This is a genomic window from Guptibacillus hwajinpoensis (assembly GCF_020171785.1).
Classification (GTDB): Bacteria; Bacillota; Bacilli; order Bacillales; family Guptibacillaceae; genus Guptibacillus; species Guptibacillus sedimenti.
Genome location: NZ_JAIVAE010000002.1, coordinates 373482 through 386044 on the forward strand (window position 1 = coordinate 373482; position 12563 = coordinate 386044).

Consider the following 12563-nt stretch of genomic DNA (forward strand, 5'->3'; position numbering starts at 1 on the left):
TATAGTGAAACGAGCATAATCAGGGAGGATGAGTTTATGCGCGTTTCGAATGTCACTGTTCGAAGAAGACTTGTGATCGCACTTATTGTGGGGCTATTTGTATTTGCTGTAGTTGTTGTAAGACTCGGTTATGTACAGCTTGTAATGGGGAGTTGGCTTAGTGAGAAAGCGAAGGATTCGTGGAGCCGAAATATCCCGTTTGAACCTAGCAGAGGAGAAATCCTGGATCGTAACGGTGTAGCTCTTGCCACAAACGTGAGTGCTCCGTCTGTTTTGATTGTTCCTAGACAGCTCCAAAATCCAGCTGCCACTGCCGAAGCTCTAGCGGCGTCCCTCAATACTAGCAAGGAAAAAGTTTATGAAACAATCACTCAGAATGAATCAATGGTCTGGATTCGACCTGAAGGTAAGAAAATGACGAACGAGAAAGCAAATGAGATCCGCAAATTGAACCTATCTGGCGTTTATATTGCAGAAGATAACAAACGCCACTATCCAAATGGCGATTTTTTAGCTCATGTGCTTGGGTTTAGTGGCATTGATAATCAAGGGTTAACTGGGATCGAGCTCTATTATGACGCTGAATTAAGTGGGGAAAAAGGGCAGGTGGAATATTACGCTGATGCGAAAGGAAAGCGAATGCCATCGCTCGCAGATGATTATACAGAACCTGTTGATGGACTTGATCTTCGGTTAACGATTGATTCCCAAATACAGACGATTATGGAAAGAGAGTTAGATATCGCTGAAGCAACTTATCATCCAGATGGCGCAGCGGCCATCGCAATGGATCCAAATACAGGTGAGATTCTTGGAATGTCTTCAAGGCCAGATTTTAATCCAGAAGAATTCCAGGAAGTATCTCCTGATGTTTGGAACCAGAATAAGCCAGTTTGGAGTACGTATGAACCGGGATCAACCTTTAAAATCATTACGCTTGCTGCAGCACTTGAAGAGGGAGAGGTGGATCTTGAGGAAGATCATTTCCATGATCCAGGTAGCATTGAAGTGGCAGGAACAAAATTAAGGTGCTGGAAAGCTGGAGGTCATGGAAGTCAGACGTTTTTAGAAGGTGTACAAAATTCCTGTAACCCTGGTTTTGTTCTTTTAGGTGAGCGTCTTGGCAAAGAAAAGCTTTTTTCCTATATTGATAAATTTGGCTTTGGTGACAAAACGGGAATTGATTTACAAGGAGAAGCGAGCGGGATTCTTTTTGATGTTGAAAATGTCGGGCCACTTGAACTAGCCACGACTGCATTCGGGCAGGGCGTTTCCGTCACGCCTATCCAGCAAGTGACGGCTGTTTCTGCGGCAGTGAATGGTGGCACGCTTTATGAACCATATATCGCCAAAGAATGGCTAGACCCAGAAACAGGGGCGGTTGTAAGCAAAAACACGCCACAAGCGAAGCGACAGGTGATTTCTGAGGAAACTTCCAAGGAAGTAAGGCATGCGCTTGAAACGGTTGTTGCGCTAGGGACTGGAAAGAACGCCTATGTGGACGGTTATCGCGTCGGAGGAAAGACAGGAACAGCTCAAAAGGCTAAAGACGGAGCGTATCTTAAAAATAATCATATCGTTTCCTTTATCGGTTTTGCTCCGGCTGACGACCCACAAATTGTCGTATACGTTGCGATCGATAATCCTAAAGATACCCTTCAATTTGGAGGGATTGTAGCGGCACCAATTGTAGGTAATATACTCCAGGATAGTTTGACGGTTATGGGTGTTGAAAAAAGGGAAGACCAGATTGAGAAAGAAACGACATGGCAGGATGAAGAGATGATTGAAATGCCGGATTTAGTGGGTATGTCTTCAAAAGAAATTCGTGAAGCGATGTATAATTTGAAAATTGATTCGAGTGGGGAAGGCGATATTGTTGTCGCCCAGGCCCCAGAACCTGGTGTGAAATTACCGGTTGGTTCAGAAATTCGGCTTTATATGGGTGACAAATAAGCGACCGGTGAGTACAATAAGTAGTGAACAAGCCAAGGCGTATGCTCTTGGCTTGTTTTCTGAAAATATGTCAGCAAACTAGAAAGGTTTGAAAGAAATGAAATTAAATGATCTTCTTCATGCATTACTTACATATAAACAGGTAGGAAAAGGCGATCCAGAAATAAAAACGATTGAAAGTGATAGTCGTGCCGTAACAGATGGCAGTCTCTTCGTTTGCATTCCGGGTTATACAGTAGATGGGCATGATTTTGCAGAGCAGGCTGTTCAACAGGGAGCTGTTGCTCTTATATCAGAAAAAGAGATTCATGTTTCAGTACCCGTTATTCTCGTTCGTGATGCGCATCGCGCCTTAGCTGAACTTGCAAATCGTTTCTATCAACATCCGACGAAATCATTTTCATTAATTGGCATCACAGGAACGAATGGGAAGACAACCGTTTCTCATTTAATAGAACAGATACATAGAGATAAAAAGCAAACAACAGGGTTAATCGGAACAATTAATATGAAAATAGCCGATGAAGAATTTGAAACGAAAAACACAACGCCAGAACCACTCTTGCTTCAAAAGCAATTTGCTAAAATGCGCGATCGTCATGTGGACACGGCCGTTATGGAGGTCTCTTCTCATGCCTTAACGCTAGGACGCGTGAGAGGTTGTGATTATGATATTGCTGTGTTTACAAACTTGACGCAGGATCATCTGGATTACCATGGTACGATGGAAGAATACCGTCAAGCAAAAGGTCTTCTTTTTTCACAGTTAGGTAATACATATGATACAGGGAGAAAAAAGGTAGCCGTCCTTAATGGAGATGATGACGCTGCACAGCAGTATGAACAAATGACATCTGCTCATATTTTAAGATATGGCATCGATCGTCCTGCAGATATTAAGGCAGATCACATCTCTTTTTCTGCGAATGGGACAAGGTTTCGCTTAAGTACCCCAGAAGAAAACCGTGACGTTAAATTGATGCTAACAGGCAAATTCAGCGTATACAACGCACTTGCAGCAATTGCAGCTTGTCTTGCAAATGGTTTAGATCTTGATCATATTTTGAACAGCCTAGAGAAAATCGCAGGCGTGCCTGGACGTTTTGAACTTGTAGATGAGGGGCAAGGGTTCCCAGTGATCGTTGATTATGCTCATACTCCAGATAGTCTTGAAAATGTCTTATTGACAGTAAAAGAAATGACCGAAGGAAACGTTTTTGCAGTGGTTGGTTGCGGGGGAGATCGTGATCGAACAAAACGACCACTCATGGCTAAGATTGCAACTGAAATAGCGGATACTGCTGTACTAACATCAGACAATCCACGAAGTGAAGACCCAGAACGCATTTTAGATGATATGGTCGAAGGTGTGAAAGGTCACTATGTGAGGATAACGGATCGGTCAGAAGCGATTCGACATGCGATTCAAAATGCTGTTAATGGAGATGTCGTCCTTATCGCAGGAAAAGGACATGAAACCTATCAAATCGTTGGTGATCAAGTTCTTGATTTTGATGACCGAGAAATCGCACGTCAAGCAATAAAGGAGCGAAAAGGATGAAATTTTCATCGGAATTACTAAACAAAATTAGTCAAGGACCAGTTGATCACGAACTGGTCTTTGAAGGTGTGGCAACCGATACGCGTAAGGACTGCACAAATAAACTATTCGTACCTATCGTTGGCGAAGTTTTCGATGGCCATCGTTTTATCGATGCTGCCATCGTTAATGGTGCTACCGGAACACTTTGGGATAAAAACAAACCGTTTCCTATAGACCTTGTCGGGAAAATCCATGTTTACGAAGTGGAGGATACGACAGTTGGATTCCAGGAATTAGCGAAACAGGTTCTAAAACAGCAAAAACCTTATGTGATTGGTGTTACAGGGAGTAACGGGAAAACGACCGTTAAAGATATGCTTGAGGCTGTTCTAAGTCCGAAATATAAAACATTTAAAACGCAAGGTAATTTAAATAATCATTGGGGACTGCCAATGACCGTGCTTGCGATGCCTGAAGACACAGACGTGTTGATTTTGGAGATGGGAATGAGCGGTCTCGGAGAAATCTCCCTTCTTACTCAAATCGCACAGCCTGATGTAGCGGTTATTACAAATATCGGGGAGTCACATTTACTTCAACTCGGTAGCCGCGAAAATATTGCTAAAGCAAAGATGGAAATTGCAGAAGGACTTAAGTCTGAAGGTGTTCTCGTTATTGATGGCGATGAGCCACTCCTGACACCAGATCACAAAAATGTGATTTCTTGTGGCTATGAAGACAAAAACGACCTTCAAATTGATCGTATTCAAAAGAGAGAAAATGGCTATGTATTTACATTGAAAAATGAAAAAGAGCCGTTCGAAATACCTTTGTTAGGTAAACATAATATAAAAAATGCTGTGTATAGCATCGCTTCAGCAAGAAAACTAGGGATGACGGACGATCAAATTCGCAAATCGTTGTCTTCCTTAACGTTAACTGGGATGAGGCTTGAAAAATTCCGGTCATCTACTGGTGCGTTAATTATTAACGATGCATATAACGCAAGTCCAACCTCAATGAAAGCAGCGCTAGAAACGCTCGCTGAGTTAGAAGGCTTTAATAAAAAAATTGCTATTCTTGGTGATATGTATGAACTTGGTGATCAGGAAGAATTTCTTCACCGGGACATTGCAACCGCGGTAAAACCGTCTATTACAGAAGTGATTACCGTTGGTGAGAAAGCAAAATGGATTTATGATGGGATGACGGAAAATGAAACGCAAGTATCTGCTGTTTCCTTTGACAACAAAGAAGATGCCGCATCATATTTATCGGGTCGACTTGATGATCAAACAGCTGTTTTATTAAAAGCATCAAGAGGGCTTGGACTCGAAACCATACTACAGGCATTAGGGAAAGAATCATAAGGAGGCAGTACAGTGATTGAACAATTATTAATCTTTAGTTTGCTAACATCATTTATAATAGCGGTGCTTGTATCACCGGTATTTATCCCTTATTTAAGAAGACTTAAATTTGGACAGAGTATTCGAGAAGAGGGACCGAAATCACACCAAAAGAAATCTGGAACGCCGACCATGGGTGGTTTAATTATTATTCTCTCGATTATATTAGGAACGATAATTATTGCCCTAAAATATGACGAAATTTCAACCCAGATTTGGCTTCTCTTATTTGTGACCGTTGGATATGGTCTTATTGGTTTCTTAGATGATTTTATTAAAGTAGTGAAGAAACGTAACCTTGGTTTAACCTCAAAGCAGAAGTTACTAGGTCAAATGGTTATCGCTATTCTCGTATACTTTGGTTTAAGAACGATTGGCTTTGATACGGCGATTCGCGTTCCTGGTACTGAAATCAGTTTTGATATTGGCGTAGGGTATGTAGTGTTACTATTTGTAATGCTTGTTGGCGCATCGAATGCGGTTAACTTAACGGACGGATTAGACGGTCTTGTCGCAGGAACAGCAGCCATAGCTTTCGGAGCTTTTGCCATCTTAGCAGCTTCGGTTTATATGTACGACGTAGCTATTTTCTCAGTAAGTGTCGTTGGTGCTGTTCTTGGATTTCTTGTTTTCAATGCACACCCAGCAAAAGTATTTATGGGTGATACCGGGTCACTTGCTCTTGGCGGCGCGCTTGCCGCTGTAGCCATTATGACCAAGCTTGAGCTTCTCCTCGTGATTATTGGTGGTGTCTTTGTTATTGAGACATTGTCAGTTATTATTCAGGTGGCATCATTTAAAACAACTGGGAAGCGTGTGTTTAAGATGAGTCCGCTTCATCACCACTACGAACTTTCTGGTTGGACGGAATGGCGCGTAGTCGCTACATTCTGGACTGTAGGTCTACTTTGTGCAGCATTTGGAATCTATCTTGAGGTGTGGATGTAATGAAAAAAGTAAATTATGAAAATAAATGTGTACTCGTATTAGGCATAGCGAAAAGTGGATTTGCAGCAGCAAAATTGCTTCGTTCTCTTGGCGCAACCGTTACAGTCAATGATCGAGAGCAAGTTGAGAACAATCCAAAAGCTATTGAACTTCAGGAATTAGGTTTTGAAGTGATAGGTGGGGGACACCCGCTCGAGCTGCTTGACGGAATTGACTTAATTGTAAAAAATCCTGGGATTCCATATCAAAACCCGCTCCTTGTAGAAGCAGTAAAAAGAGATATCCCAATCGTAACTGAAGTGGAAATTGCCGGAGAGATTTCTGAAGCGCCATTTATTGCGATTACTGGTTCAAACGGAAAAACAACAACGACGACTTTAATTGGTCAACTATTAAATCAAACGCCTGCTAATCCTATTGTCGCTGGAAATATCGGAACGGTTGTTTGTGAAGTAGCAGCCGAAGCAACACCTGATCAAACACTTGTAACGGAGCTATCAAGCTTTCAATTACAAGGTACGGTAAATTTCCATCCGCATATTTCGGTTCTTCTTAATCTTTATGAAGCGCATCTTGATTATCATGGTACAAAAGAAGCTTACGCAGCAGCGAAAGCACGTATGTTCCGAAATCAAACGAACGAGGATTTTGCTGTTTATAATGCAGATGATTCGCTAGTTTCCTCGTTTGCAGAAGCTTCAAAAGCTTCTCTTGTTCCATTTTCAGCTACTAAAATACTTGATGATGGTGTTTTTATTGAAGATAGTTGGATTGTCTTTAGAAAAGAAAAAGTGATCAAAATAGATGAGCTATCCATGAAGCAGAACATTGAGAATACACTTGCCGCTATAGCTGTAGCGAAGTTATCCGGTGTGTCGAACGAAAAAATTCATCAAGAACTTACGAATTTTCACGGTGTGAAACATCGCCTTCAATTTGTTGGCGAAGTAAGTGGACGTAAATTCTTCAATGATTCAAAAGCAACGAACTCAATCGCTACAAAAAAAGCGTTAGATTCGTTTGAAAAGCCAGTAATCCTTCTCGCAGGTGGCCTGGACCGTGGAAATGACTTTGATGATTTAAATACCTATTTTAAAACAAAAGTAAAGCATTTGATTACGTTTGGGGAAACCTCCTTGAAATTGAAACAAACGGCTAACCAAGCAGGACTGAATTCCGTCACAGTTGTCGATAATGTAGAAGAAGCTGTTTCAACAGCGTATCATCTATCCGGAACGGGAGATGTTATTCTTCTTTCACCAGCTTGCGCAAGCTGGGATCAATTCAAAACGTTTGAAGAGCGAGGAGACATCTTTATTGAGGCAATGCATAGACTCTAATGAAGGGTTGTCTTGCTTATCCGCGAAGTTCGGTTAGGTAAAATCGACATAACGGAGTGTGGGTCCATTGCCGAAAACAAAATCAACGCCAGACCTGGTCTTTTTAACTGCAACACTTGTCCTGTTAGCAATTGGATTAATCATGGTTTACAGTGCAAGCGCCGTATGGGCCTCTTATAAATTTGACGATGCGTTTTTCTTTGCAAAGAGGCAGCTTCTTTTTGCAGGCGTAGGTGTGGCTGCCATGTTCTTCGTTATGAACGTTGAATATTGGACGTGGCGGACATGGTCAAAAGTAGGGGTGCTCATCTGCTTTATCCTGCTTGTTTTAGTACTTATTCCAGGAGTAGGACTTGTTCGTGGAGGAGCGAGAAGCTGGCTTGGTGTTGGTGCGTTTTCAATTCAGCCTTCTGAATTCACAAAGCTTGCCATGATTGCTTTTCTTGCGAAATACTTATCTGAAAATCAGAAACGTATTACGTCGTTTAAAAAAGGTCTAGTTCCGTCACTCGGACTTGTCTTTGTTGCATTTGGCATGATTATGCTTCAACCAGATCTAGGGACAGGAGCCGTGATGGTTGGAACGTGCGTTGTGATGATTTTTATTTCGGGCGCTAGAATTGCACATTTCGTGTGGCTTGGTATGCTTGGGTTGGTAGGGTTTGCAGTACTCATTTTATCTGCGCCATACCGAATTGCGAGAATTACATCTTACCTCGATCCGTGGAGTGACCCATTAGGTAGTGGGTTCCAAATTATTCAGTCCTTATATGCAATAGGACCTGGAGGGTTGATGGGGCTTGGTCTAGGGCAGAGTAGACAGAAGTTCTATTATTTACCTGAGCCACAAACGGACTTTATCTTTGCAATATTATCAGAAGAACTTGGGTTTATTGGCGGAAGCTTTGTGATCCTTTTATTTGCTCTTCTTCTCTGGCGAGGAATACGGATTGCCTTACGAGCACCTGATTTGTTCGGAAGCCTCCTTGCGGTTGGAATTATTGGCATGCTAGCGATCCAAGTCATGATCAATATCGGAGTTGTGACCGGTTTAATGCCTGTTACAGGGATCACCTTACCTTTTCTTAGCTATGGAGGTTCTTCCTTAACCTTAATGCTTGTTGCGATGGGCGTCTTATTAAATATTAGTCGATATGCAAAGTTCTAAGTAGTATAAGTCGTAAAAGCGCTCATTTTGAGCGCTTTTTTCAATGTTTTTGTAACTGTTTTTTCCATTGACTGAACCATTTATAACAAAGAAATATTAGATGAGGGAATGCGTTGATATTTCTCTGGGATGAATTTCCTTCAAGAGGATAATAAGTGTTAAACTTATGCTATAATGATTGAAATAAGAACTATCTGCTGGATCATGCCGTTCGGTTGCCATGATAAGCGTTTATACATCTTAAGGGTAGACAGAAGTTCAATCACCGGAGACGGAGGCAAGACAATGGAAGATCGCAAAGTTGTAACAATTGAAGACCGGATCCCCACTCTGAAAGCACAGCGGAAGCAACGTGCGAATCGAAGGTTGGTTGTATATCTATCAATCTTTTTCTTTCTTATTTTGCTGATTATTTACTTCCAATCTTCCTTAAGTCATATTCGGAACGTAGAAGTTTCTGGAAACAATTACGTTTCTGATCAAGAAATTATTCAGTTGAGCGAACTAGATAATAGCGTGAGCTTTTGGAACTTAAACACTGAGAAAGTAGAAATGAAGGTTGAGGAGTCGAAAGAAATTGCCAATGTAACTGTGTCAAGACAATTTCCTGCGACTGCCAAAGTAAAAGTTGTTGAAAATGCGCGTGTAGCCTATTTAAAAAAGGGTAGTCAGTATTTCCCGATCTTACAATCTGGGGCGATTCTTGATGCGCTTCCTAAAGGAGATACGCCAGTAAGCGCTCCGATTTTAATGCAGTGGAATGAAAGCACAGAGCTATCTGACATGGCAGGAGAGCTTCGGAAGGTGAATTTAAGTATCATTAATCGTATTTCTGAAATACACTACACGCCAGATGGTGATAAAGCGTTTAATTTAACGCTTTATATGACAGATGGTTATGAAGTTAAAACTAGTATTGCTGATTTTTCAGAGAAAATGAATAGTTACCCACTAATTGTAGAGAAGCTTAAGGATAAAGCTAAAGGAGTTCTTTATTTGAATGAGGGTAGTTGGCTAGAGCCATACGAAGAAGTTCCTACAAATGATGAAGAGAAGAAAGAGTCTTCATAAAAATGTGCGATAATACTCATTCGAATGGACAGGGAATGATTTTCATTAACGAACGGTTATAAGCAGGGTATCGCATAAGAAAACTGCTTTATAACATAGCAGAATGAAAGAAAACAACAAATTTCTTTTAATTACCTGAAACAGTGACTTTTCTACTGCTTTCACATGGTGTAGACTAATACGTATGCACTGCTTTAGACTAACTCTTCTTGTAAATGGAAAGTAGGCGAGGAGAGTAGGGGTTTGTTACCCAAAAAAATGAGAGTAATTCTCGTATAAAAGAAGGGAAATAACCGGATTTGTGGAATAGAGTCCTTATATCATATTCTTCCTGGGACTTCATGAAGCAAGGCTTGAGGAAGTTTAGTTTGAATCAATGTTGTGTATATAAAGGTGTTGGACATTTTTTCAACCCTATTATAGAGAAACTATTAATACCTGAATATGGTAGCATTTTGAAGGAGGTGCCAGGAGAATGAACAGCAATGAGATTTATGTGAGTCTAGACATCGGTACATCCAATGTGAAAGTAATCATTGGCCAGATGACGAACGATTCTTTAAATATACTAGGAGTTGGCAGTGCGCCTTCCGATGGGATTCGAAAAGGATCGATTGTGGATATAGATGAAACTGTTCGTTCAATTAAACAGGCAGTAGAAAACGCAGAAAGAATGGTAGGTTTATCGGTTCGTTCTGTGATTGTGGGGATCAACGGCAATCACGTCCAGCTACAGCCCTGTCATGGGGTAGTAGCGGTATCAAGTGAGGATCGTGAAATTCATGATGAAGATATTGCTAGAGTAATTGACGCAGCACAGGTTGTTTCTATCCCTCCTGAGCGAGAAATTATTGATGTAATTCCAGGTCAATTCGTAGTTGATGGACTGGATGGCATTACGGATCCACGTGGCATGATTGGTGTGCGCCTTGAAATGGAAGGGACAATCATTACAGGTTCTAAAACAGTATTACATAATTTATTAAGATGCGTAGAAAAAGCGGGTCTTGAAATTGCTGATATTTGTCTACAACCGCTTGCATGTGGATCAATGGCTTTATCAAAGGATGAGCGTAATCTTGGCGTAGCTCTCGTTAACATGGGTGCCGGTTCGACGACGATTTCCATCTTTGAAGAAGGGAACCTGAAAGCCACGTCCGTTTTACAAATTGGTGGCGATCATGTAACTAAAGATATTTCGATTGGTCTTAGAACAACGACTGAAGAAGCTGAGCGAATTAAGATCAAGCATGGCAATGCTTTCGTTGATCTTGCTTCAGAAGAGGAAGCTTTCACTGTATCGACTATTGGCAGTTCGGCTGAACAAGAATTTAATCAGTACGAATTAGCTCATATTATAGAACCTCGGATCGAAGAGATGTTAGAATTGATAGAAGACGAAATTAAGCGAATGGGAATTCGTGAATTGCCGGGCGGATTTGTTCTAACCGGTGGTATGGTCGGAATGGATGGCGTACTTGAACTTGCTCGTGAAATTCTGCAGCATAACGTACGTGTTGCTGTCCCTGACTATATCGGCGTACGCGAACCGCAATATACAACTGGCATTGGTCTTATCCAATTCACGTATAAAAACGTGAAGATTCAGGGGAAAGAAGTGGCAGCATCACTTAACCCTGAAGAAGAAGTGAAGCCCAAGCGTAGAACAAAAGCCGAACCTCAACCAGGTGAGAAATCTTCTTCACCAGGTATGAAAGAGAAAGTAAAGAATTTCTTTAATCTATTTGTTGAATAAAGGGCTATTACAAGATTAGGAGGACCTGAGATGTTAGAGTTTGATATGAATATGGAACAATTAGCACAGATAAAAGTAATCGGTGTCGGCGGAGGCGGAAGCAACGCTGTCAATCGTATGATTGAAAATGGTGTACAAGGTGTTGAATTTATTGCTGTTAACACGGATGCACAGGCATTAAACCTTGCGAAGGCAGAGGTGAAGATGCAAATTGGTGGTAAATTAACAAGAGGTCTTGGAGCTGGAGCTAATCCTGAGATTGGCAAGAAAGCTGCAGAGGAAAGCAAAGAACAGATCCAGGAAGCACTTAGTGGTGCGGATATGGTATTCGTCACGGCAGGAATGGGTGGCGGAACAGGTACTGGAGCAGCACCTGTTATTGCTGAAATCGCAAAAGAGCTTGGCGCATTAACAGTAGGTGTTGTGACACGTCCATTTACATTTGAAGGTAAAAAGCGGTCAACACAAGCTGTTACTGGTATAGCCATGCTAAAAGAAAAAGTCGATACGTTGATTGTGATTCCTAACGATCGTCTACTTGAAATTGTAGACAAGAATACGCCAATGCTTGAAGCGTTCCGTGAAGCGGACAACGTTCTTCGTCAGGGTGTTCAAGGTATTTCTGATCTTATTGCAGTACCAGGACTGATTAACCTTGACTTTGCGGATGTAAAAACCATTATGACTGAACGAGGTTCTGCTCTAATGGGTATCGGTATTGCAACTGGTGAAAATCGCGCATCTGAAGCGGCTAAGAAAGCTATATCAAGTCCACTTCTTGAAACATCAATTGATGGAGCAAAAGGTGTTCTAATGAACATTACAGGTGGTTCTAACCTGAGTCTTTATGAAGTAAACGAAGCGGCTGATATCGTTTCTTCCGCATCTGATGAAAATGTGAACATGATTTTCGGTTCGGTTATTAATGAAGATCTAAAAGATGAAATTCTCGTTACTGTGATTGCGACAGGATTTGACGAGAATGAGAATAAGAAAAAGACGGTTCCACGTCCTTCTGCTCAGTCGAAGCAAAGCACTCCAATTCAGCAACCTAAGCACGAAGAAGAAGAAGCACAGCCGGAACCATCCAAATTTGGCGCGCGCGCTGACGAATCCAATGACACATTGGACATCCCTACGTTCTTACGTAATCGTAAACGCAATCGACGCTAATATGAAAAACCAGCTCTTTTTTGAGCTGGTTTTTTTATTGGAGAAATTTGGCATCACCCATAATTAGTTACGGAGTCTTAAAATGATTGCGCTTTCTAATAAAAATGTGAGTTGCTTTCCTCTTCTAACATTTGTTAACATAGTAAAAATTATATTTTTTCTGAAAATGGTGTTGTGTTCATGGGCAATCACACGTATA

General features: G+C 41.3%; 9 protein-coding genes. All 9 read left to right on the forward strand.

Features of this window, described 5'->3' with window-relative positions:
* Nucleotides 1–36: 36 nt before the first annotated feature.
* The 9 genes from LCL91_RS02425 (at nt 37) to ftsZ (ending at nt 12364) form a co-directional block, all read left to right on the forward strand.
* Nucleotides 37–1956, forward strand: a complete 1920-nt coding sequence (locus LCL91_RS02425; RefSeq protein ID WP_224879643.1) for a stage V sporulation protein D — start codon at nt 37–39, stop codon at nt 1954–1956.
* 97 nt (nt 1957–2053) lie between these two features.
* A complete protein-coding gene (locus LCL91_RS02430) occupies nt 2054–3517 on the forward strand; it encodes a UDP-N-acetylmuramoyl-L-alanyl-D-glutamate--2,6-diaminopimelate ligase (RefSeq protein WP_224879645.1) in 1464 nt (487 codons plus the stop codon).
* Nucleotides 3514–4869 carry a UDP-N-acetylmuramoyl-tripeptide--D-alanyl-D-alanine ligase gene (locus LCL91_RS02435; protein WP_224879648.1) on the forward strand — a complete coding sequence of 452 codons (1356 nt, stop codon included), beginning with the start codon at nt 3514–3516 and terminating at the stop codon, nt 4867–4869. Before LCL91_RS02430 ends, LCL91_RS02435 begins: the two co-directional genes overlap by 4 nt.
* A gap of 12 nt (nt 4870–4881) precedes the next feature.
* Nucleotides 4882–5856, forward strand: a complete 975-nt coding sequence (gene mraY / locus LCL91_RS02440) for a phospho-N-acetylmuramoyl-pentapeptide-transferase (protein WP_224879650.1) — start codon at nt 4882–4884, stop codon at nt 5854–5856.
* The gene (gene murD / locus LCL91_RS02445) at nt 5856–7196 is read left to right on the forward strand and encodes a UDP-N-acetylmuramoyl-L-alanine--D-glutamate ligase (protein ID WP_224879651.1); all 1341 of its coding nucleotides are present in this window, start codon (nt 5856–5858) and stop codon (nt 7194–7196) included. The genes mraY and murD overlap by 1 nt, the downstream gene beginning before the upstream one ends.
* 67 nt (nt 7197–7263) lie before the next feature.
* A complete protein-coding gene (spoVE, locus tag LCL91_RS02450) occupies nt 7264–8364 on the forward strand; it encodes a stage V sporulation protein E (protein ID WP_159782302.1) in 1101 nt (366 codons plus the stop codon).
* Nucleotides 8365–8649: 285 nt separating this feature from the next.
* Nucleotides 8650–9435 carry a cell division protein FtsQ/DivIB gene (locus tag LCL91_RS02455; RefSeq protein WP_224879654.1) on the forward strand — a complete coding sequence of 262 codons (786 nt, stop codon included), beginning with the start codon at nt 8650–8652 and terminating at the stop codon, nt 9433–9435.
* 475 nt (nt 9436–9910) lie between these two features.
* Nucleotides 9911–11191 (forward strand): cell division protein FtsA, encoded by a 1281-nt coding sequence (ftsA, locus tag LCL91_RS02460; RefSeq protein WP_098443304.1) that lies wholly within the window; start codon nt 9911–9913, stop codon nt 11189–11191.
* Nucleotides 11192–11221: 30 nt separating this feature from the next.
* On the forward strand, nt 11222–12364 hold the full coding sequence (ftsZ, locus tag LCL91_RS02465) for a cell division protein FtsZ (protein WP_224879656.1): 1143 nt from the start codon (nt 11222–11224) through the stop codon (nt 12362–12364).
* Nucleotides 12365–12563: the final 199 nt, after the last annotated feature.